General features: G+C 68.4%; 23 protein-coding genes, 3 tRNA genes and 1 pseudogene. 7 read left to right on the forward strand and 20 right to left on the reverse strand.

Annotated elements, in window-relative coordinates; genetic code table 11:
• Positions 1 to 3 precede the first annotated feature (3 nt).
• On the reverse strand, positions 4 to 600 hold the full coding sequence (locus tag ACZ5PP_RS06700; protein WP_464826907.1) for a pseudouridine synthase: 597 nt from the start codon (positions 598 to 600) through the stop codon (positions 4 to 6).
• A gap of 208 nt (positions 601 to 808) precedes the next feature.
• On the opposite strand from ACZ5PP_RS06700, the gene ACZ5PP_RS06705 reads away from it, so the two are divergent.
• Positions 809 to 1,261 (forward strand): IS66 family transposase, encoded by a 453-nt coding sequence (locus tag ACZ5PP_RS06705; RefSeq protein ID WP_464827049.1) that lies wholly within the window; start codon positions 809 to 811, stop codon positions 1,259 to 1,261.
• 79 nt (positions 1,262 to 1,340) lie between these two features.
• Here the strand turns inward: ACZ5PP_RS06705 and ACZ5PP_RS06710 are convergent.
• Both ACZ5PP_RS06710 and rlmD read right to left on the reverse strand, forming a co-directional pair.
• Positions 1,341 to 1,428: transfer RNA gene (locus tag ACZ5PP_RS06710), tRNA-Ser, on the reverse strand.
• 117 nt (positions 1,429 to 1,545) lie between these two features.
• The gene (gene rlmD, locus ACZ5PP_RS06715; protein WP_012585781.1) at positions 1,546 to 2,871 is read right to left on the reverse strand and encodes a 23S rRNA (uracil(1939)-C(5))-methyltransferase RlmD; all 1,326 of its coding nucleotides are present in this window, start codon (positions 2,869 to 2,871) and stop codon (positions 1,546 to 1,548) included.
• Positions 2,872 to 3,114: 243 nt separating this feature from the next.
• Between rlmD and ACZ5PP_RS06720 the strand changes: the two genes are divergently transcribed.
• The gene (locus ACZ5PP_RS06720) at positions 3,115 to 3,540 is read left to right on the forward strand and encodes a hypothetical protein (RefSeq protein ID WP_004314941.1); all 426 of its coding nucleotides are present in this window, start codon (positions 3,115 to 3,117) and stop codon (positions 3,538 to 3,540) included.
• 134 nt (positions 3,541 to 3,674) lie between these two features.
• Here the strand turns inward: ACZ5PP_RS06720 and bamC are convergent, their stop codons facing one another.
• The 3 genes and pseudogenes from bamC to ACZ5PP_RS06735 all read right to left on the reverse strand — a co-directional run bounded on the left by bamC (position 3,675) and on the right by ACZ5PP_RS06735 (position 6,798).
• Positions 3,675 to 4,817 (reverse strand): outer membrane protein assembly factor BamC, encoded by a 1,143-nt coding sequence (bamC, locus tag ACZ5PP_RS06725; RefSeq protein WP_043746578.1) that lies wholly within the window; start codon positions 4,815 to 4,817, stop codon positions 3,675 to 3,677.
• 26 nt (positions 4,818 to 4,843) lie between these two features.
• Complete coding sequence (dapA, locus tag ACZ5PP_RS06730) at positions 4,844 to 5,722, reverse strand: 4-hydroxy-tetrahydrodipicolinate synthase (protein WP_043746581.1); 879 nt, start codon at positions 5,720 to 5,722, stop codon at positions 4,844 to 4,846.
• A gap of 142 nt (positions 5,723 to 5,864) precedes the next feature.
• Positions 5,865 to 6,798, reverse strand: a pseudogene (locus ACZ5PP_RS06735) (histone deacetylase family protein).
• A gap of 153 nt (positions 6,799 to 6,951) precedes the next feature.
• Here ACZ5PP_RS06735 and ACZ5PP_RS06740 point away from each other — a divergent pair.
• From ACZ5PP_RS06740 to ACZ5PP_RS06760, 5 genes are read left to right on the forward strand one after another with little or no spacing between them, the layout of a single operon-like run.
• Positions 6,952 to 7,869, forward strand: coding sequence for an AAA family ATPase (locus ACZ5PP_RS06740; RefSeq protein ID WP_043746961.1), 918 nt, complete (start codon positions 6,952 to 6,954; stop codon positions 7,867 to 7,869).
• Complete coding sequence (locus ACZ5PP_RS06745; RefSeq protein WP_464826908.1) at positions 7,869 to 8,870, forward strand: DUF58 domain-containing protein; 1,002 nt, start codon at positions 7,869 to 7,871, stop codon at positions 8,868 to 8,870. Before ACZ5PP_RS06740 ends, ACZ5PP_RS06745 begins: the two co-directional genes overlap by 1 nt.
• Entirely contained in the window at positions 8,867 to 10,885 is a 2,019-nt protein-coding gene (locus ACZ5PP_RS06750) for a transglutaminase TgpA family protein (RefSeq protein WP_464826909.1), read from the forward strand. Before ACZ5PP_RS06745 ends, ACZ5PP_RS06750 begins: the two co-directional genes overlap by 4 nt.
• Positions 10,882 to 11,964: a lytic murein transglycosylase B gene (mltB, locus tag ACZ5PP_RS06755; RefSeq protein WP_273422877.1), complete on the forward strand. Its 1,083-nt coding sequence runs from the start codon at positions 10,882 to 10,884 to the stop codon at positions 11,962 to 11,964. Before ACZ5PP_RS06750 ends, mltB begins: the two co-directional genes overlap by 4 nt.
• Positions 11,965 to 11,975: 11 nt before the next feature.
• Positions 11,976 to 12,761 (forward strand): DUF2189 domain-containing protein, encoded by a 786-nt coding sequence (locus ACZ5PP_RS06760; RefSeq protein ID WP_004299109.1) that lies wholly within the window; start codon positions 11,976 to 11,978, stop codon positions 12,759 to 12,761.
• 34 nt (positions 12,762 to 12,795) lie between these two features.
• Here the strand turns inward: ACZ5PP_RS06760 and rpoS are convergent, their stop codons facing one another.
• The 14 genes from rpoS to ACZ5PP_RS06830 form a co-directional block, all read right to left on the reverse strand.
• A complete protein-coding gene (rpoS, locus tag ACZ5PP_RS06765) occupies positions 12,796 to 13,734 on the reverse strand; it encodes an RNA polymerase sigma factor RpoS (protein ID WP_043746590.1) in 939 nt (312 codons plus the stop codon).
• A gap of 11 nt (positions 13,735 to 13,745) precedes the next feature.
• On the reverse strand, positions 13,746 to 14,570 hold the full coding sequence (locus ACZ5PP_RS06770; protein ID WP_004299104.1) for a peptidoglycan DD-metalloendopeptidase family protein: 825 nt from the start codon (positions 14,568 to 14,570) through the stop codon (positions 13,746 to 13,748).
• A 16-nt stretch (positions 14,571 to 14,586) separates the two neighbouring features.
• Complete coding sequence (locus ACZ5PP_RS06775; protein WP_004299102.1) at positions 14,587 to 15,240, reverse strand: protein-L-isoaspartate(D-aspartate) O-methyltransferase; 654 nt, start codon at positions 15,238 to 15,240, stop codon at positions 14,587 to 14,589.
• Positions 15,237 to 15,980 (reverse strand): 5'/3'-nucleotidase SurE, encoded by a 744-nt coding sequence (gene surE, locus ACZ5PP_RS06780; RefSeq protein ID WP_004299100.1) that lies wholly within the window; start codon positions 15,978 to 15,980, stop codon positions 15,237 to 15,239. The genes ACZ5PP_RS06775 and surE overlap by 4 nt, the downstream gene beginning before the upstream one ends.
• A gap of 151 nt (positions 15,981 to 16,131) precedes the next feature.
• Positions 16,132 to 16,208 (reverse strand) — tRNA-Pro (locus tag ACZ5PP_RS06785).
• Positions 16,209 to 16,292: 84 nt separating this feature from the next.
• Positions 16,293 to 16,673 carry a MerR family transcriptional regulator gene (locus tag ACZ5PP_RS06790; RefSeq protein WP_004299098.1) on the reverse strand — a complete coding sequence of 127 codons (381 nt, stop codon included), beginning with the start codon at positions 16,671 to 16,673 and terminating at the stop codon, positions 16,293 to 16,295.
• A complete protein-coding gene (locus tag ACZ5PP_RS06795) occupies positions 16,654 to 16,959 on the reverse strand; it encodes an integration host factor subunit alpha (RefSeq protein WP_004299096.1) in 306 nt (101 codons plus the stop codon). Before ACZ5PP_RS06795 ends, ACZ5PP_RS06790 begins: the two co-directional genes overlap by 20 nt.
• Position 16,960: 1 nt before the next feature.
• Positions 16,961 to 19,351, reverse strand: coding sequence for a phenylalanine--tRNA ligase subunit beta (gene pheT / locus ACZ5PP_RS06800; RefSeq protein ID WP_464826910.1), 2,391 nt, complete (start codon positions 19,349 to 19,351; stop codon positions 16,961 to 16,963).
• 49 nt (positions 19,352 to 19,400) lie between these two features.
• Positions 19,401 to 20,432 (reverse strand): phenylalanine--tRNA ligase subunit alpha, encoded by a 1,032-nt coding sequence (gene pheS / locus ACZ5PP_RS06805; protein WP_004299092.1) that lies wholly within the window; start codon positions 20,430 to 20,432, stop codon positions 19,401 to 19,403.
• Between the two features lie 155 nt (positions 20,433 to 20,587).
• Positions 20,588 to 20,947, reverse strand: coding sequence for a 50S ribosomal protein L20 (gene rplT, locus ACZ5PP_RS06810; protein WP_004299089.1), 360 nt, complete (start codon positions 20,945 to 20,947; stop codon positions 20,588 to 20,590).
• A gap of 12 nt (positions 20,948 to 20,959) precedes the next feature.
• The gene (gene rpmI / locus ACZ5PP_RS06815) at positions 20,960 to 21,157 is read right to left on the reverse strand and encodes a 50S ribosomal protein L35 (RefSeq protein ID WP_004299086.1); all 198 of its coding nucleotides are present in this window, start codon (positions 21,155 to 21,157) and stop codon (positions 20,960 to 20,962) included.
• Positions 21,158 to 21,302: 145 nt separating this feature from the next.
• Positions 21,303 to 21,824, reverse strand: a complete 522-nt coding sequence (gene infC, locus ACZ5PP_RS06820) for a translation initiation factor IF-3 (protein WP_082047932.1) — start codon at positions 21,822 to 21,824, stop codon at positions 21,303 to 21,305.
• Positions 21,825 to 21,850: 26 nt separating this feature from the next.
• Positions 21,851 to 23,767, reverse strand: a complete 1,917-nt coding sequence (gene thrS, locus ACZ5PP_RS06825) for a threonine--tRNA ligase (RefSeq protein WP_464826911.1) — start codon at positions 23,765 to 23,767, stop codon at positions 21,851 to 21,853.
• Positions 23,768 to 23,953: 186 nt separating this feature from the next.
• Positions 23,954 to 24,030, reverse strand: a tRNA-Val gene (locus ACZ5PP_RS06830).

Genomic DNA, 24,030 nt, shown 5'->3' on the forward strand with positions numbered 1-24,030 from the left:
ATTCTAGCGCCGCAACCGGCCCCTGCGCGCCGCCGCCGGAGCACCAGCGGGCAGGGCCTGCGCAATTTCCGCGCCCGCCAGCTCGCGCCACTCGCCCACGCCCAGCCCGGCCAAGGTCCACGGCCCGATTGCGACCCGAACCAGCCGCAACGTGGGATGGCCGACCTTGGCCGTCATCCGGCGTACCTGGCGGTTCTTGCCCTCGCACAGCACGATCTCGATCCAACTCGTCGGCACCGACTTGCGAAAGCGCACGGGGGGATCGCGCGGCCACAGCCAGTCGGGCGCCGGCATGCGGCGCGCGGCGCACGGCAAGCTGCGGAAGTCCCCCAGATCCACCCCCGCACGCAGGATCGCCAGCGCGGCCTCGTCGATCTCCCCCTCCACCTGCACCAGATAGGTCTTGGCCAGCTTGTGGCGCGGATCGGCAATGCGGTGCTGCAGGGCACCGTCGCCGGTGAGCAGCACCAGGCCCTCGCTGTCGGCATCGAGGCGGCCCGCGGCATAGACACCGGGCACCTCCACGTAGTCCTTCAGCGTGCGGCGACCGGCTTCGTCGGTGAACTGGCACAGCACGCCGAACGGCTTGTTGAGCAGCAAGAGGCGTGTCTCAGCTCGTCCTTCGGCAGGAGTGTCGGATTTTTTTACACCCGATGCAGGCTCGCGCTTGGGCACTCGTTTCGGCAAATCCATGAAATTCCTGTGCTTCCTCATTCCAGGGGCTTCTTAGGCATGTCGGCAAGAATTCCATAACCATGAATTTGGCCGGGAGCACGCGCGATGCCGTTTCGTCGATGTCAGCAAGGGGCTGCCCGCCGGCAAGCACCGCCGCGCCCACGAAGTGCTGGTCCTGATCGGCAAGCTCTACGCCATCGAGAAGAACACGCGCAAACTCAAGGCCACCGAGTGGCTCGCGCTACGCCAGGGCCGAAGCCGCGCTGTCATCAATGAACGGCGCTGCTGTCGTGACCAAGTGCTCCCTACCGTGCCACCGTCCTCGGTGCTCGGAGGTGCGCTGGGCGACTTGCATCGGCAGTGGCCGCGTCCGACGCGCTACCTCGAGCGCGGCGATCTGCCGATCGACAACAACCCGGCCGAAAACGCCAAGGCCAACGGCGTCGAGCCGTACCTGTGGCTGCGCCAAGTGCTGCGCGCCTTGCCCACCACGACCACCGTCGAACACTTCGAGGCCCTCCTGCCTTGGAATCTCGAGGCGGAGCAGTTGATCACATACGGAGTGAGAATTCTCCACAAACAATAAAGCCCCGGCTAGCGGGGCTTTTTGTCGCCATCTTCAAGCTGCTGCGCGCTCAATGGAATGCGCTGAATGCCTTCATCATTGGCGGAAGCTCAGGGATTCGAACCCTGGAACCCTTGCGGGTTGCCGGTTTTCAAGACCGGTGCAATCGACCACTCTGCCAAGCTTCCTGCGTACTACCTAAAACAAATTTCAAGACCGTTGCATTCGACCGCTCTGCCACGCTTCCGCAAGACTGCAAAGTATACCACCGCGACGCACCCGCATCGGAGGGCGAGCGCCCCCGCTCAGCCCGGCCCGACTTCAGTCCCCGGGGTGCGCTCGAAGAGCGCCACGGACTCGACGTGCGAGGTCTGCGGGAACATGTTGGCGATCCCCGCCGCGGCGAGCCGATAGCCCTTCTCGTGCACCAGCACCGCGGCGTCGCGCGCCAGGGTCGCCGGGTTGCACGACACATACACGATCCGCGATGGCCCGCGTGACGGGTCGATCGCCTTCACCACCGCGATCGCGCCCTCGCGCGGCGGATCGATCAACAGCTTGTCCAGCCGGCCGAGCGCGGCCAGGCTGTCCTCGGTGGTCTCGAACAGATTCGCGGCGTGGAACTCACAGCGCGCCGCGAGCCCATTGCGCGCCGCGTTGGCATGGGCGCGCTCGACCAGGGCCTCGCTGCCCTCCACACCCACCACCTCGGCGCCGAGGCGCGCGATCGGCAGGCTGAAGTTTCCCAGCCCGCAGAACAGGTCTGCGATACGCTCGCCCGGGCGCGGGTCGAGCAGTTGCATCGAACGCCGGATCAGCAGTCGATTGATGTCTGCGTTCACCTGGGTGAAGTCGGTAGGGCGGAAATCCAGCCGCAGGCCGAACTCGGGCAAGGTGTAGAACGGTAGCTGCGCGTTCGCCGGGTGCAGAGGCCGCGCCGAATCGGGGCCCGCGGGCTGGACCCAGGCCTGGATGCCCTCGGCATCGGCGAAGGCGGCGAGCTGCTTCTCGTCCGCCGCGGAGAACGGCAGCAGGTTGCGAAACACGAACACGGTGCTGTCCTCGCCCACCGCGATCTCGACCTGAGGCAGGCGATCCGCGATCGACAGCCCGGCCAGCATCGTGCGCAGGCGCGGCAGCAGCGCCGAGATCGCCGGCGGCAGCACCGGGCAGGTGCGCATGTCGACGATGTAGCTCGAGCGGCGCTCGTGAAAACCCACGCGCAGCCCACCCTTGCTCGGCACCAGGCGCACGCCCAGGCGCGCGCGGTAGCGGTAGCCCCAGGCGGGACCGTGGATCGCCGGCAGGATGCGGTCGGCGTGCAGCTTGCCGATGTGGCGCAGCGCGTCCTCGAGGAGGCGCTGCTTCACCGCGGCCTGCGCATCCGCATCCAAATGTTGCATGGAGCAGCCACCACACACGCCGTAATGCGGGCAGCGCGGCGCCACGCGCTGCGCGCTCGGGCGCAGCACGCGCACCACCTCACCCTGCTCGTAACTCGGTTTGGCACGCCGCACGACGTATTCGACGCGCTCGCCCGGCAGGGCGCCCTCGACGAATACCGCCTTGCCCTCGACGCGGGTCACGCCACGGCCTTCGTGGTCCAGGGAATCGATCTTGGCTGTCGGCATGGTCGTGCGAGAGGGTTCGGGAAGCGCGCGATTCTACCGCGCCACGCCTGCGCGGATGTCCGCTTCAGGCAATGTCTCCTTACCTTTGGGTCCCACTTGCGCGCCGCCACCTCATCCGGACGACATGATCCCCCATGCTAGAATCTTTGTGCATTGCGGCATCCAGCGCGGAAGACGGGGTCTCCCGGCGTCCGCCGAAACAAGCCGTACGCACCCCGACCCCCAGAACAAGGAAGACAGACCATGAAGCATTCCATCCTCGCCGCCGCCCTCGTCGCCCTCGCCGTGTCTGCCTGCGGCAAGAAGGAAGAGCCGGTCGCGGTTCAGCCGGCACCCTCGGCCCAGGAACAGATGAAGGAATCGGCCGCCCAGGCGGTGGAAGCGGCCAAGGAGAGCGCGAAGGCCGCCGGCGACGCTGCCGCGGCCGGCGCGCAGGCCGTCAAGCAAGAGGCCGCCGCGGCGGTCGAGGCGACCAAGGAAGCCGCCGCTACCGCGGCCGCCAAGGCGGACGCTGCTGCCGACGCGGCTGCGAAGAAGGCCGACGCCGCGGTCGAGGCGGTCAAGGACGCCGCCGCCGAAGCCAAAGCCGACACCGTCGATGCCGCGGCCCAAGCCAAGGCGGCCGCCGAAGCTGCCGTCGGCGCCGCCAAGGAATCGGCCGCGAAGTAAGAAGCCCCCGCTCCACGGCTCGAATGAAAAAAGCCGGCTGCATGCCGGCTTTTTTCATGCTGTCGCCACCTCGGGGAAGACCGCCTCCGCAGCCATGAGACGCGACCTGCGGCGGTGCCATCCCGTCCTGACGCTCAGCGCAGCTGTTCCCGCAGCAGGCCCAGCATGCGGCGCGCGGTGTCGGAGTTGTCGAGCCCGCCCTCGCGGGTGAGCACGCTGACCCGCGAGGCCTCGCCCTGCCCCTGCACGCGCAGGCGGTATTCGCTGCCACCGGCGGCCGGTTTGGCGTCGCTGCGCCAGAAGGCCAGCCGCGACAGGAAGCCTTTCTCGGTGCTGCGGTTGTCCGCGTCGGGATCGACGTACCGCACGAAGTACAAGCCCTGCGCACGGTCGCGGTCCTCGACGGTGAAGCCGATACGGTCGAGCGCGAGGCCGACGCGACGCCAGGCACGATCGAATGCCTCGTCCATCACCAGCATCACCTGGCCGTCGGGCGCGGAGGCGATGCGCGCCCGCTCCGCCTGCTGCGGCGTGGCGATCGCGACCTCGGCACGCGCCTCCTCGGCACCGAGGCGGACCATCAGGCGACGCAGCATCTCGGCCTCGAGCTCGGGGTCGGCGGGACGCGGCTGCCAGATCGTCGAGTCCTTGGCCTCGGTGGGGTAGATTTCCATCATGCCGCGGTGCGAGATGTAGACCTCCACCGTTCCCGTTTCCTTGCCCTGTTCGAGGCGGGTGCGGAACTTGTCGCGCTCGGGGGTCGAGAACAGGCCGTCGAGCACCTTGCCGATGCTGGAGCGGAGGAAATCCTGCGGGATCTTGGCGCGATCCTCGGCCCAGTCGGTCTCCATGACGCCGATTTCCGGGCTGTCGATGTTGAGGATGAAGCCGAGCTCAAGCCAGAAATCCTTGATCTGCGGCCATAGTTCCTCGGGGGTGCCGCCCACCACCAGCCAGCGCTGGCTGCCCGCACGCTCGATGCGCATGGTGTCGGATTTGGCGAGCACCAGGGGACCGCTGGTGGCCTGCGCCGGCTGGCCGGCGCGATCGGCCGTGTAGGCGGAGTAGGTGGCGACGCCGCGCGGGGCGACATCGGGCACGGCGAAGCGGTCGTCGCGCTGCGGTGCGGTGAGATCGGGCGGGATCTCGAGGGGGCGCTCGATCTGTTTCGCGCTCTTGTAGTCGATGCGCTTGGATTCGAGCAGCGATCCCGAACAACCGCCGAGCGCGATCGAGAGCGCGAGCAGGGACAGGGAGGTGCGCTTGGAGCGGATCATGGAAGTCCTGGGCAGAGAGATTCGGATCAGGCCTGGATGCCGGCCTTGCGCATCGCCGCGCGCACGCGCTCGTGATGGGCTGCGGACAGCGGGGTGAGGGGCAGGCGGAGGCCGTCGCCGATCAGCCCCATGCGCGCCACCGCCCACTTCACCGGGATCGGGTTGGCCTCGCAGAACAGGTCGCGATGCAGGCCGGTGAGCCCGGCATTGGTTGCGCGCAAGGTGCGCATGTCGCCCGCGGCCGCGGCCGCGCACAGCGCGTGCATCGCGCGCGGCGCGACGTTGGCGGTCACCGAGATGACGCCATGGCCGCCGAGCATCAGAAAGGCGGCCGAAGTCATGTCGTCGCCGCTGTACAGCGCGAACTCCGCCGGCGCGCGCTCGACAAGGTCGCAGGCGCGGTCGAGGTTGCCGGTGGCGTCCTTGAGACCGACGATGTTGGGCACCTCGGCAAGGCGCAGCACGGTGTCGTTGGCGAGGTCGGCGACGGTACGGCCGGGAACGTTGTAGAGGATCAGCGGCAGTTCGACCGCCTCGGCGATGGTACGGAAGTGGCGATAGAGGCCTTCCTGGGTGGGCCGGTTGTAGTAAGGCACCACCGAAAGATGCGCGTTCGCGCCGGCCTGTGCGGCGAAGCGCGCGAGTTCCACCGCTTCGGCGGTGGAGTTTGCACCGGTGCCGGCGATCACCGGCACGCGCCCCGCGCAGTGCTCGACGGCCACGCGGATCAGCTCGCAATGTTCGTCCACGGTGACCGTGGGCGACTCGCCGGTCGTGCCGACGATCACGATGCCGTCGGTACCTTCGGCGATGTGCCAGTCGATGAGGCTGCGCAGGCGGGGGAAGTCCAGGCTGCCGTCGTCGTGCATGGGCGTGACGATGGCGACAAGCGATCCGGTAATCATGGCGTCCGACAGTGAATTAAAGCTGGGATTCTAACCGATCGCCGCGCACGGTCGAGCCCGCCTCTGTTACAGGACGCGGCCGGCGTGCCCCGTATGCGGGCGCGCCGGCCGGCGGCAACGCAGGCGGCCCGGCGAGCGGGACTCAGAGATCGGCCAGCGTCTTGATGTGGGCCACTACCGAGCGCGCCAGCGAGGACAGCGAATAGCCGCCTTCGAGTATCGAGACGATGCGCTTGTGGCCGCAGGACTCGGCGACTCCCTTGATCTGCTGGGTCGCCCAGATGTAATCGGCCTCGAGCAGCCCGAGCGAGCCCATGTCGTCCTCGTAGTGCGCGTCGAATCCGGCGGAGATGAAGATCATCTGCGGACTATGGCTGCGCAGCGCGGGCACGACGATGTCGCCGAAGACCTGGCGGAAGGCATCGCCCCGCGTACCCGCCGGCAGCGGCACGTTGCACATGTGCGCCGGGGGGTTCTCGGTACCGCAATACGGGTAGAAGGGATGTTGGAAGATCCCCGCCATCATGACCCGCGGGTCGTTGCGGAAGATGTCCTCGGTGCCGTTGCCGTGGTGCACGTCGAAGTCGACCACTGCGACGCGCTCCAGCCCGTGGGCTTCGAGCGCATGGCGGGCGGCGATGGCGACGTTGTTCATGAAGCAGAACCCCATCGCCTTGGCGCGTTCGGCGTGGTGGCCCGGCGGACGCACGGCACAGAAGGCGTTCTCGATCTCCCCCTTCATCACGAGGTCGGTGGCGTAGACCCCCGCACCGGCGGAACGCAGCGCCGCCTTCATCGTGCCCGGACTCATCGCGGTGTCGGGGTCGAGGTGGCGGATGCCGTGCTCCGGCACGCTCTCGATCAGGTTGTCGAGATGCTCGGCCGGATGCACGCGCAGGATGTGCTCGCGCTCGGCCAAAGGCGCATCGAAAAAGGACACATACATATCGAGCCCCGAGGCGATCAGGCGATCGTTGATCGCCGACAGCCGGTCGGGACACTCGGGATGCGGGATGCATCGCACCCATGTCGTGCAGCCAGCAGTCACGGTGAGTAATGAATGCTGTCGTGGTCATGCTCCTCCCTTTCGCCTCGCGGACGACGGACACGGGGCACCAGACACCCCCTTCCGACTCTGGCGGCCGCCGACCGTGTTGCGTCCGATCGTCGGGCCGCTTGCCTTTGTCGTCTATTATCACCGCTTCCAGGCCAATTTCACAGTGCGCACGATGACCCTGCACCATGCGAATCGTCTGCTCGAAGCCGCCTCGCGCATCATCCTCGGCAAGGAGCGCGAGCTGCGCCTCGCGCTCGCCTGCCTGATCGCGCGCGGCCACCTGCTGATCGAGGACGTGCCCGGCGTCGGCAAGACCACGCTCGCACACGCGCTCGCCCGCCTGATGGGGCTGCAGTTCCAGCGCATCCAGTTCACCAGCGACCTGCTGCCCGCGGACATCCTCGGGGTCTCCATCTTCGACCGCAACACCGCCGCCTTCCGCTTCCACCCCGGGCCGGTGTTCGCCCAACTCATCCTCGCCGACGAGATCAACCGCGCCACGCCGAAGACGCAGAGCGCGCTGCTGGAAGCCATGGAGGAGCGCCAGGTCACCGCCGACGGCCAGACCTGCGCGTTGCCCGAACCCTTCTTCGTGATTGCCACGCAGAACCCCGCCCACCAGATCGGCACCTTTCCGCTGCCCGAGAGCCAGCTGGACCGCTTCCTGCTGCGCATCCGCCTCGGCTACCCGGACCCGCAGGCCGAGCGCGCGCTGCTGATGGGCGAGGACCGGCGCGGGCTGCTCGAGCGCCAGCCGGCCGTCATCGGCCCGGGCGAACTGCTCGACATGCAGCTGGCGGCGCAAGGCCTGCATGTCGCCGAGGCCCTCGTCGCCTACGTCCAGACCCTGCTCGCCGCCACCCGCAACAGTGCGGAACTCGCCGGCGGACTGAGTCCGCGTGCCGGTCTCGGGCTGCTCGCCGTGGCGCGTGCATGGGCACTGCTCGACGGCCGCGACCACGTGCTGCCGGAGGACGTGCAGACCCTCTTCCCGCACGTCGCCGCGCACCGCCTGCACCTCGCCGGCGACGGCCGCCCGGCGCCGGCGGCGACGCTGGTGCGGCTGCTGCAGACCGTCGCCGTGGGCTGATGGCGCGCACCGCCGCATCGCTCGCCACGCGGCTGCGCCACGCCGGCGAGCGCTGGCTGTTCCGCATCGGCGCCCCGGAGCCTGCTCCGATCCGCCTCGGCCAGCGCCGCATCTACGTGCTGCCGAGCGCGGCAGGTGTCGGCTTCGGCCTCGCCCTGCTGGTGATGCTGCTCGCGGCGATCAACTACAACCTGAGCCTCGGCTACGCGCTCGTGTTCACCCTCGGCGGCAGCGCGGCGGCGAGCATACTGCACGCCTTCCGCAACCTGTACGGTCTGTCGATCCGCCCGGGGCGCTGCGCGCCGGTGTTCGCGGGCGAGACCGCCGTGTTCTCCCTCCTCATCGACAACCCGGCCAGCCGACGGCGCCCCGCCTTACGCCTGGGCGCGCAGGGACAATGGAGCGCGTTCGAGCTCCCCGCCGCGGAAGAGACCGCCGTCGCCCTGGCCTGCCCCGCGCTCCGGCGCGGCCGGCTCGCGCTCGGGCGCAGCGTGCTCGAGACGCGCTGGCCGCTCGGCCTCATCCGGGCGTGGAGCGTGTTCGTCCCCAAGGCCGACTGCCTGGTGCTGCCCACGCCGGAAGCCGATCCGCCGCCCCTGCCCCCCGCAGGTGGCGACGCGACCGGCGCCAGCCGCGACGCGCGCACGGGTGACGAGGACTTCGCCGGCTTGCGCGCGCACCGTAGCGCGGACTCGCCCCGCCACGTCGCATGGAAGGCCGTGGCGCGCGGCGGCCCGATGCTGACCAAGGAGTTCGCCGCAGGAGAGGGGCGCGAGCTGCTGCTCGACTGGGACCGCCTGCCCGCCGGACTCGACGCCGAGCGCCGACTGTCGCGGCTCACCGCCTGGGTACTCGCCGCCGAGCGTGAAGGACGCCGCTACGCGCTCGCCCTGCCCGGCATCCGCATCGCGGCGGCAACTGGCCGCGCCCATCGCGAGCGCTGCCTGCGCCTGCTCGCGCTCCATGGCCTTCCCGATCCGACAGCGGAGGATGGCGCATGAGCGTGGCTCGCGCACGGCGGCTGATCGGCCTCCGCCGCCGCGGCGGCCCGCTGGGTGGCACACGCACCGGCCCCCTGGCGCCTGCGCTGCGGCGCGACCAGGGCGCCTGGCTGCTCGCCGCCGCCGCGATGGCGATCGCACCTCATGCGGGCTGGCTGCCGGGGTGGATCGGGGCGCTCGGCCTCGGCCTGCTCGGGTGGCGTGCGCTGCTGCTGTGGCGCGGCAGCCGGCCGCCGCCGGGCACCCTGCTGTTCGCGCTCGCGCTCGCAGTCGCCGCAGGGGTACGTCTGGAGTTCGGCCACTTCTTCGGCCGCGAGCCGGGCGTCGCGGTGCTGGTCCTGCTGCTCGGCCTCAAGCTCCTCGAGACGCGCGCGGCGCGCGACATCCGCGCCGGGGTGCTGCTGTGCCTGTTCCTGCAGTTGGCGCTCTTCTTCGAGGATCAGTCCCTGCCCGTGGCCGCGCTCGTGCTCGCCGGCACCCTGCCCGCACTCGGCGCCCTGGTGGCGCTCGCCGACCCGGACGGGGGCGAGCGCGAACGCCTGCTCACCGCGGCTACCCTGCTCGCTCAGGGCCTGCCCTTCATGCTCGCACTGTTCGTGCTCTTCCCGCGCATCCAGGGCCCGCTGTGGGGCCTGCCGGCGGATGCGTTCTCGGCGCGCACCGGGCTGTCGGACACGATGCGCCCGGGCTCGATCAGCGCACTCGGCGAATCCGACGAGATCGCCCTGCGCGCCGCCTTCTCCGGTCCGCCGCCTCCACCGGCGCAGCGCTACTGGCGCGGCCCGGTGCTCACCCGCTTCGATGGTCGCGAATGGCACGCCGAGCCGGCCGCCGAATCCGCCTCGCCCCGCTACACGCCGCAGGGCGAGCGCATCGACTACCTGCTTACCATCGAGCCGCACCAGCGGCGCTGGCTGATCGCGCTCGAACATCCAGGGCCGGCGCGGCCGCCGATCCGCTATACCGGCGACCTGCGCGCGCTCGCCGCCGAACCCCTGCGGGCACGGGCGCGCTTCGCCCTCGGCGCGTATCCGCACACGCCAGTCGGCGTGGCCGAATCGCCCGCGGTGCTTGCCTCGGCCACCACCCTGCCCGCCGACAGCAACCCGCGCAGCCGCCGCCTCGCCGCCGAACTCGCCGCTGGCGCGCGCGACCACGCCGAGATCCTCGAGCGCGTGCTCGCCCGACTGCGCGCCCTGCGCCTGGCCTACACGCTGCGCCCGCCGCTGCTCGGCCGCCACGCGGCAGACGAGTTCCTCTTCGACGCCCGGCGCGGCTTCTGCGAGCACTTCGCCTCCGCCTTCGCCGTGCTGATGCGCGCCGCAGGCGTGCCGACCCGGATCGTGACCGGCTATCAGGGCGGCGAGATCAACCCGATCGACGGTCAGCTGGTGGTGCGCCAGTCCGACGCCCACGCCTGGACCGAGGTCTGGCTGCAGGGACGCGGCTGGCTGCGCGTGGACCCGACCGCGCTCGCTGCACCCGAGCGCATCGACGGCGGGCTGGCCGCGGCGCTGGCCGACGCGGGCGAGTTGCCGCTGATGTTGCGCGCCGACATGGCCTGGCTGCGCGGCCTGCGCCACCGCTGGGAAGCTGTCGCGAACCTGTGGAACCAGCATGTCCTTGGCTACAATCCCGAGCGCCAGCGCGAACTCCTCGCGCGCATCGGCCTCGGCGCGGACAGACTGGCGCAGACCCTGGGCGTGCTCGCCGGCGCAGCGGTACTGCTGTTCGCCGCCCTCTATGCCTGGAGCCTGCGCGCCACGCGCGTGCGCGACCCGCTCGCGCGCACCTGGGAGCGCTTCTGCGCGAAGATGGCCGCCGCTGGCGCGGCCCGCCCAGCCTGGCAGGGGCCGCAGGACTATGCCGAAGAACTGGCCACGCACTTCCCGGCGCATGCCATGGAACTACGCGGCATCTGCATGCTCTACGCCCGCCTGCGCTATGGACCGCCCGCCCCGGAGCAGCAACTCCGGATTCTGCACAACCGCATCGCCTCACTGCGCCTGAAATGATCCCGACCCCGTCCCTCCCCGCCCGCCCTTCCTCGCCCACGCAGCGGCCGCCGTACCGGCAGCGCAAGCTCGGCGGGATCCTCGCCGCCTTCGCGATCGCGCTGTGCACGCCCGCGCTCGCGCATGCGTCCTACGCCGAGCGCGAGGACGCGCGCGCCTTCGCCGCGGAAATCGCCAGCCGCCATGCACTCGACGCCGGCGAGATCGAGCGCGCGCTCGCCGGCGCCCGCCACGATCCGGAGGTGATCCGCCTGATCACGCCCCCCTCGCGCAAGGGCGTGCGTTCCTGGCGGTCCTATCGCGCGCGTTTCCTCGACCGCACCCGCATCGACGGCGGGATGCGTTTCTGGCATGAGCACGCCGATACCCTGGAACGCGCCGAGCGCGAGACCGGCGTCCCCGCCGAGGTCATCGTCGCGATCATCGGGGTGGAGACGATCTACGGGCGCAACACCGGCAACTTCGAGACCCTCTCCACGCTCGCCACGCTGGCCTTCGACTACCCGCCGCGCGCCGAACTCTTCCGCCGCGAACTCGAGGCCCTGTTCCTGCTCGCGCGCGAACAGGGACGCGACCCGGCGAGCTATTACGGCTCCTTCGCCGGCGCGCTCGGCTACCCGCAGTTCCTGCCGAGCAGCATGCGCGCCTATGCGGTGGACTTCGACCGCAACGGCGCCATCGACTTCGACGGTGACCCGGTGGACGCGATCGGCAGCGTGGCCAACTACCTGCGCGCGCATGGCTGGCAGGCAGGCGCACCGGTCGCAGAGCGCGCTCGCCTGTCGCCCGCGACCGATGCTGCCGGCCTGGTGGCGGCCGGCATCGAGCCGACGCTCGCGCCCGCGCTGCTCGCCGACAACGGCATCACCACCGCCGACGGCCGCCCTGTCGCCGCCGCGGCGACCCTGGTGGACCTGGAGACGCCGGGCGCCGACACCGAGTACTGGCTCGGCTACCGGAACTTCTACGTCATCACGCGCTACAATCGAAGCAGTTTCTACGCGATGTCGGTGTTCGAGCTCGCCGAGGCGCTGCGCCTGGGCCGGCTGGTGGAGGAAATCCGCGCCGAACGCCGCTGAAGGATCCGCCCATGCCCGCAAGCGCCCCGCCGTCGTCCTCCGACCCCTCCTCCCTCCGTCCGGCGCCGCTCGGCCTCGCCGACCTCGGCGGCGCGCTGCGTTTCGGCATCACGCAGTTCCGGGCCATTCCGCTCCTGAGCATGGCCTTCGCACTACTCTTCGTGGTGATCGGAGCCCTGCTCTTCGGCATTCTCGAGTTCGGCGCGATCGCGCCGATGAGCCTGTCGCTAGCCGGGGGCTTCATGCTCGTGGGTCCGGTACTGCTGGCCGGCTTCTTCGGTGTCTCCGACAAGCTGCGCAAGGGCCGCCAGCCGAGCTTCGGCGACATCTGGAGCGGTTTTCGGCAGATGCCGCGCGGCGGCTGGGTGGTGTCCTTCGTTTGCGGGCTGCTGTTCCTGATCTGGATCACCGACGCCGGCATCCTCTACGGCTTCATGGTGGGCCGCGAGCCGATCGGCTTCGTGCGCCTGCTGCGAATCGAGCAGGTCGTGATGGACTACGCCGGTTACAGCGCGATCATGGGTGGAGTGCTGGCCTTCATCCTGTTCGCCGTGTCGGCGTTCTCGATCCCGCTGATCTACGATGGCCGCGCGACGCTGGTGTCGGGCGTGGTGGCGAGCGTGCGTGCGGTGTTCGGTCGCTTCGGCGTGATGATGTGCTGGGCCTTCCTGCTCGCCGCGGTGATCATGGGCAGCGTCATGGCCCTGCCGCTGCTGCTGGTCAGCCTGCCGGTGATGGCCTACGCGAGCCGGGAACTCTACTTCCGCACCTTTCCCCCTGCCGCGCCCGCGACATGACGGGACTCCTGCGCGCACCCGCCGTTGTGCTTGCCTAGAGCAGCGCGTCGCGCGAGATTCCGCGCCGGCGCAGGATCCGGCGCAGTTGGCCCAGCGCCTCGAGCTGGATCTGGCGCACGCGCTCGCGGGTGAGTTCGAGGCGTTCGGCGAGTTCTTCGAGCGTGAGCAACTCGCACTCGTCGATGCCATAGCGGTGACGAATCACCATGCGCTGCTTGTCGTTGAGGATCGCGAGCCATTCGCGCACGAGTTGCTCGACTTCCGAGCACTGTATGCGAAGGTCGGCGGAGATCTGCTGCTCGTCCGCGAGCGACTCGCCGATCGACAAGGAGGGGTCGATATCGAGCGGCGCGTCTAGCGAGGCGGTGTGCTCGCCGAGCGCGAGGATGCTGCGCACCTCCTCGATCGTCTTGCCTAGCCGATTGGCGATCTGCTCGAGCGAGGACTCGCCGTTGCAATCGGCCTCGATGTGGCGCTGCGCGCGCAGGACCTGATTGAGTTCCTTCACCACGTGGACGGGCAGGCGGATCGTGCGCGACTGGTTCATGATCGCACGCTCGATGTTCTGCCGAATCCACCACGTCGCGTAAGTCGAGAAGCGGAAGCCGCGCTCGGGGTCGAACTTCTCGAGCGCGTGCATGAGGCCGAGGTTGCCCTCCTCGACCAGATCGAGCAAGGGAATCCCGCGATTGAGGTAGTGCTTGGCGATATTGACGACCAGGCGCAGGTTGCGCTCGATCATCGTCTGCCGGGCATCGAAGTCGCCCATCCGCACGCGGCGGGCGATCACCAGCTCCTCCTCGGCGGTCAGCAGCGGATTGGCACCGATCTCGTTGAGGTAGAGCTGGGTGACGTCGCTGAAGAACTCGTTCTCGACAACCGGCGGCGCCTGGAACGAGAACACCTCCACCTCAGGGGGAAGATCCGGTTCCTGCTGACTTTCCAGTTCATCAAGATTGACCGGTTCTTCCATCCTCGCCCTCCTCAGCGCGCAGGCAGATACCCGGTCGGATCGACCGCCTTGCCCTGCTTGCGGATCTCGAAATGAAGCTTGGGCCGATCGGCTTCCGAACTGCCGAGCTCGGCGATCTTCTGGCCCTGTGCGACCTGGTCGTCTTCCTTGACCAGGAGCTTGTCGTTATGAGCATACACGGAGTTGTACTCCTGATTATGCTTGATCACGATCAATTTGCCATAACCCCGCAGGCCGCTGCCTGCGTAGACCACCTTGCCGGCCGCTGCCGCATACACCGGCTCGCCGACCGCGCCACCGATGTCGAGCCCCTTGTTGGAAGCCTCGTTGAAGCCGGCGATCACGCTGCCGGAGGCCGGCCAGCGCCATTGGCCGCTCATCGTCGAAGGCGGCGCCTCCGCCGCGGCGGGCGGCGGACTCTCGACCGCAGCGGGCTCGGTCACCGGCGCACGGCCGCCGACCGGCTCCCGCACGGTCGGGACCGTAGCGGAGCCGGTCGAAGGGATCGGCGTCGCGATGGCCCCCCCAGCCCCCGCGATCGCGCCCGTCGAGGCCGACGGCGACACGCGCAGGCTCTGGCCGACGTGGATCTGGTCGGGGTCGGTGATCCGGTTCCACGACACCAGATCGGGCAGGGTGACGCCATATTGGCGTGCGATGCCGAGCAGGGTGTCGCCCGGACGGACGGTGTGATAACCCGAGGCCGGCGCGACCGCAGCGGCCGGTGCGGGCGAAACCCCGCTACCGTCGCGCACCGGCGCCGTCCCCTGCGAGGCGCAGCCGGCAAGCAGCGCGGCGGCGACGAGGGCGATGAGATGAGAAGTGTTCTTGTGCATCCGAAAATACCGTGATTCAGTCAGTACCCGCGATCAGGGGAACGAAGCGCACCGCCTCGCACCAGGTCTCGCGGAAGGTATTGCCCTGGCGCTCGATCAGCAACAGGCGCTGCTCCGCTCCACCGACCGGAATGATCAGCCGCCCGCCCGAGGCGAGCTGCTCCTTCAATGCCGGCGGCAGCCCGACCGCCGCCGCGGCGACGACGATGCTGTCGAAGGGAGCGGCCTCGGGGAGACCAAGACTACCGTCGGCAAGTTTCAGCCGCACGTTGGGCAGGCGCAAGGGGCGCAGGTTCGCGCGCGCGCGATCGAGCAGGCCGCGGATGCGCTCTACGGCATAGACCTCGGTGGCGAGCAGCGACAGCACCGCCGCCTGATAACCGCAGCCCGCGCCGACCTCGAGCGTGCGCCCGAGCTCGCGCCCGTTGCGCAGCAGTTCGAGCATGCGCGCCACCACGAAGGGCTGCGAGATGGTCTGCTGGAAGCCGATCGGCAGCGGCGTGTCGTCGTAGGCGCTGAATGCCAGCCCCTCGTCCACGAAGGCGTGGCGAGGCACCGCCTGCATCGCCGCGAGCACGCGCTCGTCGCGGATGCCTTGGGCGCGCAGCCGCTCGACCATGCGCGCGCGTGCGCGCGAGGCCTGCCCCGGGTCGGATGCGCGCACGCTCACCGCTGCAACCAGTCGAAGACCGGAGCGATCAGGCCGGTATGGGTGAGGTCGATCTGCAGCGGCGTGACCGACACGAAGCCGTTGGCCACCGCATGGAAGTCGGTGCCTTCTCCCGCGTCGGCGGCACCGCCCGCGGCACCGACCCAATAGACCGTCTCGCCGCGCGGCGTCTCGCTGCGCACCACCGGCTCGGCCTTGTGGCGCTTGCCCAGGCGGGTGACGCGGATGCCTTGCAGGCGCTCGTAGGCGACATCGGGCACGTTGACGTTGAGCAGCACCGGACGCGGAAAGGGGTTGCGCATGAAGCGCTCGGCGAGGTCGCGAGCGACGCGTGCGGCGGCGGTGAAATCGGTGGCCGACTTGCTCACCAGTGAGACCGCGATCGAGGGCACGCCAAGCAGAAAGCCCTCGGTGGCGGCCGCGACCGTGCCCGAATACACCGTGTCGTCCCCCATGTTGGCGCCGTGATTGACACCGGAGACAACCATGTCGGGAAGGTGGTCGAGCATCCCGGTGACCGCGAGATGGACGCAGTCGGTGGGGGTGCCATTGACGTGATAGAAGCCGTTGGAGGTCTGGCGAAGCGAGAGCGGACGGTCGAGCGTCAGCGAGTTGCTCGCGCCGCTGCGGTCGCGCTCGGGAGCGACCACGGTCACCTGGCCGATCGTGCCGAGCGCCTCGGCGAGCGCCGCGATGCCGGGGGCGAAGTAACCGTCGTCGTTGCTGACCAGGATGCGCATCTTGATTCCGTGCGGGTGGCTGCGAGGGATTGCAAGGGCCTGCAAGGGGCGCCGCGAACCGGCGGGAGCGGAGATATTAGCATGGCGTACCAGGCCGCACGCCTGGCGAACGGCACAAACAAAAAAACCGGCCTGGGCCGGTTAGTTTGATTGGTCGGGGCGGCGGGATTCGAACTCGCGACCCCTTGCACCCCATGCAAGTGCGCTACCAGGCTGCGCTACGCCCCGACACAAGCCGCCATTATAGCAGCGGTTTTCAGAAATACCAGTACTTTTGCTGCGCGATGATCAGCCCGCGAATCGTGCCGCGGATCAGGCGCGCAGTTCCTGCAGCGTGGCCGCAATCTCGGCGCGCAGTTGCCGCAGCGTGGACCTGCATTGCTCGAGTTCCACGCCGTTCTCCTGCTCCTGGATCGCCGACTCCCCAAGGCGGTTGCGCGCACCGGAGATGGTGAACCCCTCCTGATACAGCAGCTGGCGGATGCGCCGGATCAGCATGACCTCGTGGTGCTGGTAATAGCGCCGGTTGCCACCGCGCTTGACCGGTTTCAGCTGGGTGAACTCCTGCTCCCAGTAGCGCAGCACGTGCGGCTTCACGCAGCACAGCTCGCTCACCTCGCCGATCGTGAAATAGCGCTTCGCAGGAATCGGCGGCAGTTGCTCGCCACCGGTTTCAGGGCTGCTTGCTTGCATCGCTGAGTTGCTCCACCGCGGCCTTCAGTTTCTGGCTGGCATGGAAGGTGACCACGCGCCGGGCGGTGATCGGGATTTCCTCGCCGGTCTTGGGGTTGCGACCCGGACGCTGCGGCTTGTCGCGCAACTGGAAGTTGCCGAAGCCGGAGAGCTTGACGCTGTCGCCGCGCTCCAGCGCCGTCCGGATCTCCTCGAAGAAGCCCTCCACCATGTCCTTGGCTTCACGCTTGTTGAGCCCGACCTGCTCGAAGAGGAGGTCGGCGAGCTCGGCCTTGGTGAGGGTCATGTCAGCCTCCCGCGCCTCGCAGGCGCGCGCCGAGCACCGTTTCGGCATGCGTCACGAGCAGCGCGACCGCCGCGTCGACTTCGGCATCTTCGAGGGTGCGACGAGTATCTTGCATCGATACCTTGAAGGCAAGGCTCTTCTTGTCGGAGTCGATGCCCTTGCCCTGGTAAAGGTCGAACAGCGCGATCTCGCGTACGAGCGCGGGCGCGGCCTCGCGCAGCACCTCGAGCACGCGCTCGACCGGAACCTCGTTGCCCACCACCAGCGCGAGATCGCGGCGCACCGCCTGCATGCGCGAGATCTCGGCATAGGCCGGCACGCGGGCGGCGAGCGCAGCATCGAGCGCAACCTCGAACACCACCGGCGCGGTGCCGAGGTCGTAGCGCTGCACCCACACCGGATGCAGTTCACCGAGCACGCCGATCATGTGCCCGTCCAGGCGCACCGCGGCCGCGCGCCCCGGATGCAGGGCGGGATGCGAGAGCGGGGCGAACTGCAGCTCGCGCGGCGCGAACAGCGCCTCGAGATCGCCCTTCACGTCGTAAAAGTCGACGCTGCGCGCGCGCTCGCCCCACTGCTCGGGCACCACCTGGCCGGCCGCCAGCGCGGCGATGTTCATCACCTGATGGAAGCCGCGCACCGGATCGCCATCGGCCTTGCGCTCGAACACGCGTGCCACCTCGAAAACGCGCACGCGGTCGATCTGGCGCTTGCGATTGGCGGCGAGCGTGCCGACCAGGCCCGGAATCAGGCTGGAGCGCATCACGCTGAGGTGGCTGGCGATCGGGTTGGCCAGGCGGATCGGGTTCTCGTTGGCGCAGAAGTCGCGCTCCCAGGCCTCCTCGACGAAGGCGAAGTTGACCACCTCCTGGTAGCCGCGCGCGGCGAGCAGGTGACGCAGCGCCCACACCGGGCGTCCGTTCTCGCTGCTCGGCAGCATCATCAGGCTGCCCTGCGGGGCGATCGCCGGGATGTTGTCGTAGCCGTGCAGGCGGGCGATCTCCTCGATCAGGTCTTCCTCGATCTCGATGTCGAAGCGCCACGACGGCGGCGTGACGAGGATGTCGTCACCTGTGCGCTCGACCTGCAGGTGGACGCGACGCAGCAGCGCGAGCATGTCCGCGTCGGCAAGCACGATGCCGAGCACGCGGCGCGCACGCGCCGGACGCAAACGCACCGGCGCGCGCGCGGGCAGCGCGTCGGTGGCGACGGCCTCGACCACCGGACCGGCCTCGCCGCCGCACAGCTCGATCACCAGACGGGTGGCACGCTCGAGGGCGCCGCGCGCAAGCTCCGGATCGACACCACGCTCGAAGCGGTGCGAGGCATCCGAGCCGAAACCGTAGGCGCGCGCGCGGCCCGCGATCGCATCGGGCGCGAAAAAGGCGCTCTCGAGGAAGACTTCGGTGGTGTCGAGGGTGATCCCGCTGTCCTCGCCGCCCATGATGCCCGCGAGCGCGAGCGCGCGCGCCTCGTCGGCGATCAGCAAGGTGTCCGCAGCCGGGGTCACCGTCTGCTCGTTGAGCAGCAGCACCTGCTCGCCCGCACGCGGCAGGCGCACATGGATGGCGCCCTGCAGCTTGGCGTTGTCGAAGGCATGCAGGGGCTGGCCGAGCTCGAGCATGACGTAGTTGGTGATGTCGACCAGCGCGCTGATCGAGCGGATGCCGCTGCGCACCAGGCGGCGCACCATCCAGTCGGGCGTCGCGGCGCGCGCGTCCACGCCGCGCAGGATGCGGCCGCAGTAACGCGGACAGGCTTGCGGCGCATCGAGCACGATGTCGCGGCGGGCCTCGATCGCGGGCGCGACCGGGTCGATCGCGAGCGGACGGAACTCGCCGCCGGTGATCGCCGCGACCTCGCGCGCCACGCCGGTCAGGCTCAGGCAGTCGGCGCGGTTGGGGGTCAGCTTGATGGTGAACAAGGTGTCGTCCAGGCCGAGGTAGGCGCGGACGTCGGTGCCCACCGGGGCATCCTCGGGCAGCGCGTAGAGGCCGGAGTGATCCTCGGAGAACCCGAGCTCGCGCGCAGAGCACAGCATGCCGAAGGACTCGACGCCGCGCAGCTTGGCCTTCTTGATCTCGAACTCGCCGGGCAGGACCGCACCGACCACCGCGCATGGCACCTTCATGCCGGCGGCAGCGTTGGGCGCGCCGCAGACGATCTGCAGCAATTCGCCGGTGCCGGCGTCGACCTTGCACAGCTTGAGCTTGTCGGCGTTGGGGTGCTTCTCGGCCTCGACGATCTTCGCCACCACGACACCGCGGAAGGCGGGCGCGGCAGGTTCGGCCTCCTCGACCTCGAGGCCGGCCATGGTCAGCAGATGGCCGAGTCCGGCGCTGTCCAGTTGCGGATCGACGAAGGTCCGCAGCCACTGTTCTGAGAATTGCATGATTCGATTACCCGGATTGCGTGGTAGGGCGCAGCTTGTGCGAAGCCGCTCAGCGGAACTGGCCGAGGAAGCGCAGGTCGCCCTCGAAGAACAGGCGCAGGTCGTTCACGCCGTAGCGCAGCATGGTGAGGCGGTCCGGCCCCATGCCGAAGGCGAAGCCGGTGTAGCGCTCGGGGTCGATGCCGCCGAAGCGCAGCACGTTGGGGTGCACAACGCCGCAGCCGGCGATCTCCAGCCAGCGCCCCTCGAGCGCGCCGCTCATGAAGGCGACGTCGATCTCGGCCGAAGGCTCGGTGAAGGGGAAGAAGGACGGGCGGAAGCGCACCTGCAGGTCGTCGGTCTCGAAGAAGCGGCGCAGGAAGTCGGCGATCACGCCCTTGAGGTCGGCGAAGCTCACCGTCTCGCCCACCCACAGGCCCTCGACCTGGTGGAACATCGGCGAGTGGGTGGCATCGGAGTCCACGCGGAAGACACGGCCGGGCGCGATGATGCGCAGGTCGGGCATGGCATCGGCGTCACGGTGGCGCGCGACGTGGGCCTGCATGGCGCGGATCTGCACCGGGCTGGTGTGGGTGCGCAGCAGCACGTCGTCGTGGCCCTCGAGATAGAAGGTGTCGTGCATCGAGCGCGCCGGGTGGTTCTCGGGCGTGTTGAGCGCGGTGAAGTTGTGCCAGTCGGTCTCGATCTCGGGACCGTCGGCGACCACGAAGCCGATCGAGCCGAACAAGCGCTCGACGCGCTCGAGGGTGCGGCTCACCGGATGCAGTCCGCCCTGCACGCCACCGCGCCCGGGCAGGGTGACGTCGAGCGCCTCGGCGGCGAGCTGGGCGAGCAGCGCGGCTTCGCGCAGCGCGTTGCGGCGGCCTTCGAGCGCGGCCTCGATCGCGGTCTTGGCGGCGTTGATCGCGGCGCCCGCCTCGCGGCGCGCCTCGGGCTCGAGCTTGCCGAGCGCCTTCAGGCGCTCGGTGAGCGCGCCGGACTTGCCGAGGTAGCGCGCCTTGGCCTGTTCGAGCTGCGCGCCGTCGACCGCGGCGGCGAATTCGGCGGCGGCCTGTTGTACCAGTTGATCGAGCTGTTCCATGTCCCTGCCCTGGCGGAATGCAGTGTTGCGGGATGAGCGCTGCGGAGCGCACCGCTCATCGGGAATTCGGGGGAGTCCGGTCGCGGCGCCCGCCGGGCGCCGGGAATCCAGAAAAAAAAAGGAGGCCAGGCCTCCTTTTTTTTGGCTGCGCGCGATTACGCAGCGAGTTTGGCCCGGGCCTGCTCGGCAATCGCGGCGAACGCCGGCTTGTCGAACACGGCCAGATCGGCCAGCACCTTGCGGTCGATCTCGATCGCGGCCTTCTTGAGACCGTTCATGAACACGCTGTAGGTCAGGCCCAGCTCGCGCGCGGCGGCGTTGATACGCGCGATCCACAGGGTGCGGAACTGACGCTTGCGCTGACGACGGTCGCGGTAGGCGTACTGACCCGCCTTCATCACCGCCTGCTTGGCGATGCGATAGACGTTCTTGCGACGGCCACGGTAACCCTTGGCCTGGGAGAGGACTTTCTTGTGACGGGCGCGGGCGGTTACACCACGTTTGACTCGGGGCATTGCGGTCTCCTATCAGGCGTACGGAAGCATGGCGCGGATCAGCTTTTCATCTGCCGCATGCACTTCGGTCATGCCGCGCAGGTGACGCTTCACCTTCGTCGTCTTCTTGGTCAGGATGTGGCGCTTGAACGCCTGGGACCGCTTGATCCCGCCGCTGGAGCGGACCTTGAAGCGCTTCTTCGCTCCGCTCTTGGTCTTCATCTTGGGCATTGCTGAGACTCCATGTTTTTGGATGACACCAGGTAGCACCGAAAAGCCCGGCGCGTTTTGTTACCCGGCACCACTTGTTTTCCGCCGGAGGGAAATTCCTTCCCGCGGTCTCGCCCCTCGCGAGGCGATTTCTTCGGGAAGAAGCTCAGTGCTTCTTCTTCGGCGCGATGATCATGATCATCTGGCGCCCTTCCATCTTGGGCATCTGCTCGACCTGGCCGAGTTCCTCGAGGTCCGCCTTCACGCGCTCGAGCTGGCGCAGGCCGAACTCCTGGTGCGCCATCTCGCGGCCGCGGAAGCGCAAGGTCACCTTGCACTTGTCGCCTTCTTCCAGGAAGCGCTTGAGGTTGCGCAGCTTGATCTGGTAGTCGTTCTCGTCGGTGCCGGGGCGGAGCTTGACCTCCTTGACCTGCACCTGCTTCTGCTTGAGTCGGGCTTCGTGGGCCTTCTTCTGTTCCTGATACTTGAACTTGCCGAAATCCATCAGCTTGCACACGGGCGGCACGGCCATCGGTGCGATTTCGACCAGATCCAGCCCGGCCTCTTCGGCCATGCTGAGGGATGCGTTCAGGGAGACGATACCGAGCTGCTCGCCCTCCTCGCCGACCAGCCGGACCTCAGGCGCAGTGATCTCCCGATTTACGCGCTGCTTTTTTTCTTGTGCGATGGTTCAACTCTCCACGAAAACCAATATCAGACCGATCCGGCTTTCGCTTCAACTTCGCGAAGCCAGCGTTCGATCAGCGAATCGAGGGACATTTGGCCAAGATCCTGGCCACCCCGGGCACGTACGGCCACCAGGCCTGCCGCCTTCTCCTTCTCGCCGATGACGATCTGGTACGGCAGCTTCTGCACGCTATGTTCGCGAATTTTATAGTTAATCTTCTCGTTGCGCAAATCCGCCTCGACGCGGAAGCCGGCCTTCTTCAGCCTCGCCACCGCCTCTTCGGCATATTCGGCCTGGCCCTCGGAGATGTTCATCACCACCGCCTGCACCGGGGCGAGCCACAGCGGCATGGCGCCGGCGTGATGCTCGATCAGGATGCCGATGAAGCGCTCCAGCGAACCGAGGATGGCACGGTGCAGCATCACCGGAATCTTCTTGGTGTTGTCCTCGTCGACATACTCGGCACCGAGGCGCACCGGCAGATTGAAGTCGAGCTGCAGCGTGCCGCACTGCCACACGCGGCCCAGGCAATCTTTCAGCGAGAACTCGATCTTGGGTCCGTAGAAGGCGCCCTCGCCCGGCTGCAGCTCGTACTGCAGACCCTGCGCGTCGAGCGCGGCGGCAAGCGCGGCCTCGGCGGCATCCCACTGCTCGTCGGTACCGACGCGCTTCTCGGGGCGGGTCGACAACTTGACCTGCACGTCGGTGAAGCCGAAGTCCTGGTACACCTGCTGCAACAGGCGGATGAACTCGGCCGACTCGGCCTGCACCTGGCTCTCGGCGCAGAAGATGTGCGCGTCGTCCTGCACGAAGTTGCGCACGCGCATGATGCCGTGCAGCGAACCCGAGGGCTCGTTGCGATGGCAGGAGCCGAACTCGGCCATGCGCAGCGGAAGGTCGCGGTAGCTCTTCAGGCCCTGATTGAAGATCTGGATGTGGCACGGGCAGTTCATCGGCTTGACCGCGTAGTCGCGCTTCTCTGACTGCGTAGTGAACATCAGATCGGAGTACATGCCCCAGTGGCCGGACTTCTCCCACAGCGAGCGGTCAACGATCTGCGGCGTCTTCACTTCCTGGTAGCCGTGCTCGCCGATCGTGCGGCGCAGGTACTGCTCGACCTGCTGCCACAGCGTCCACCCCTTGGCGTGCCAGAACACCATGCCCGGCGCCTCGTCCTGGATATGGAAGAGATCAAGCAGGCGACCGAGCTTGCGGTGGTCGCGCTTCTCGGCCTCCTCGATCATGTGCAGATAGGCGTCGAGCTCGTCCTTCTTCGTCCACGCCGTGCCATAAACGCGCTGCAGCATCTCGTTCTTCGAGTCGCCGCGCCAGTAGGCACCAGCCAGCTTCATCAGCTTGAAGACCTTGAGCTTGCCGGTCGACGGCACGTGCGGGCCGCGACACAGGTCGATGAAGTCGCCCTGGCGGTACAGCGAGACGTCCTCACCGGCCGGGATCGAGGCGATGATCTCGGCCTTGTAGTGCTCGCCGATGCCCTTGAAGAAGTCCACCGCCTTGTCGCGCGGCCACACCTCGCGATGCACGGGGATCTCGCGCTTGGCGATCTCGGCCATGCGCTGCTCGATGGCCTGCAGGTCCTCGGGGGTGAAGGGACGCTTGTACGAGAAGTCGTAGTAGAAGCCGTTGTCGATCACCGGCCCGATCGTCACCTGGGCGTCGGGGAAGAGCTCCTTCACCGCGTGCGCGAGCAGGTGGGCCGTGGAGTGGCGGATGATCTCGAGGCCTTCGGCGTTCTTGTCGGTCACGATGGCCAGATCGGCGTCGGCCTCGAAGCGGTGCGAGAGATCGACCAGCTTCCCGTCGGTGCGACCGGCGATCGCCGCCTTGGCGAGACCGGCACCGATCGAAGCCGCAACCTCGGCGACGGTCACCGGGTGATCGAAGCTGCGCACGGAACCGTCGGGAAGCGTGATGTTGGGCATGGCTGTAGCCTCGGGCTGTTGTCGCCCCGCGAGGCGCAGGACGTACAGGGGAAATCGGGAAAAACGTGGACGAAAAAAAAGCGCGGTTTGGGCGCGCTTTTTTCTCTTAGCAGACAAGCGGAGCCGACCTGTTCAGTTTCCGGCCTGAGCGGTAGTTCGGAACATGACTTTTCGACTCCAGAATCCTGGTAGGCGCGATTGGACTCGAACCAACGACCCCCACCATGTCAAGGTGGTGCTCTAACCAACTGAGCTACGCGCCT

This window comes from Thauera sp. DNT-1 (assembly GCF_055393985.1).

What these genes read in the sequence shown, in the direction of transcription:
- rlmD (WP_012585781.1), bottom strand. Translation starts at nt 2,871, where the DNA reads ATGCCGACAGCCAAGATCGATTCCCTGGACCACGAAGGCCGTGGCGTG.
- ACZ5PP_RS06720 (WP_004314941.1), top strand. Translation starts at nt 3,115, where the DNA reads ATGAAGCATTCCATCCTCGCCGCCGCCCTCGTCGCCCTCGCCGTGTCT.
- bamC (WP_043746578.1), bottom strand. Translation starts at nt 4,817, where the DNA reads ATGATCCGCTCCAAGCGCACCTCCCTGTCCCTGCTCGCGCTCTCGATC.
- dapA (WP_043746581.1), bottom strand. Translation starts at nt 5,722, where the DNA reads ATGATTACCGGATCGCTTGTCGCCATCGTCACGCCCATGCACGACGAC.
- ACZ5PP_RS06740 (WP_043746961.1), top strand. Translation starts at nt 6,952, where the DNA reads ATGACCCTGCACCATGCGAATCGTCTGCTCGAAGCCGCCTCGCGCATC.
- ACZ5PP_RS06745 (WP_464826908.1), top strand. Translation starts at nt 7,869, where the DNA reads ATGGCGCGCACCGCCGCATCGCTCGCCACGCGGCTGCGCCACGCCGGC.
- ACZ5PP_RS06750 (WP_464826909.1), top strand. Translation starts at nt 8,867, where the DNA reads ATGAGCGTGGCTCGCGCACGGCGGCTGATCGGCCTCCGCCGCCGCGGC.
- mltB (WP_273422877.1), top strand. Translation starts at nt 10,882, where the DNA reads ATGATCCCGACCCCGTCCCTCCCCGCCCGCCCTTCCTCGCCCACGCAG.
- ACZ5PP_RS06760 (WP_004299109.1), top strand. Translation starts at nt 11,976, where the DNA reads ATGCCCGCAAGCGCCCCGCCGTCGTCCTCCGACCCCTCCTCCCTCCGT.
- rpoS (WP_043746590.1), bottom strand. Translation starts at nt 13,734, where the DNA reads ATGGAAGAACCGGTCAATCTTGATGAACTGGAAAGTCAGCAGGAACCG.
- ACZ5PP_RS06770 (WP_004299104.1), bottom strand. Translation starts at nt 14,570, where the DNA reads ATGCACAAGAACACTTCTCATCTCATCGCCCTCGTCGCCGCCGCGCTG.
- surE (WP_004299100.1), bottom strand. Translation starts at nt 15,980, where the DNA reads ATGCGCATCCTGGTCAGCAACGACGACGGTTACTTCGCCCCCGGCATC.
- ACZ5PP_RS06790 (WP_004299098.1), bottom strand. Translation starts at nt 16,673, where the DNA reads ATGCAAGCAAGCAGCCCTGAAACCGGTGGCGAGCAACTGCCGCCGATT.
- ACZ5PP_RS06795 (WP_004299096.1), bottom strand. Translation starts at nt 16,959, where the DNA reads ATGACCCTCACCAAGGCCGAGCTCGCCGACCTCCTCTTCGAGCAGGTC.
- pheT (WP_464826910.1), bottom strand. Translation starts at nt 19,351, where the DNA reads ATGCAATTCTCAGAACAGTGGCTGCGGACCTTCGTCGATCCGCAACTG.
- pheS (WP_004299092.1), bottom strand. Translation starts at nt 20,432, where the DNA reads ATGGAACAGCTCGATCAACTGGTACAACAGGCCGCCGCCGAATTCGCC.
- rplT (WP_004299089.1), bottom strand. Translation starts at nt 20,947, where the DNA reads ATGCCCCGAGTCAAACGTGGTGTAACCGCCCGCGCCCGTCACAAGAAA.
- rpmI (WP_004299086.1), bottom strand. Translation starts at nt 21,157, where the DNA reads ATGCCCAAGATGAAGACCAAGAGCGGAGCGAAGAAGCGCTTCAAGGTC.
- thrS (WP_464826911.1), bottom strand. Translation starts at nt 23,767, where the DNA reads ATGCCCAACATCACGCTTCCCGACGGTTCCGTGCGCAGCTTCGATCAC.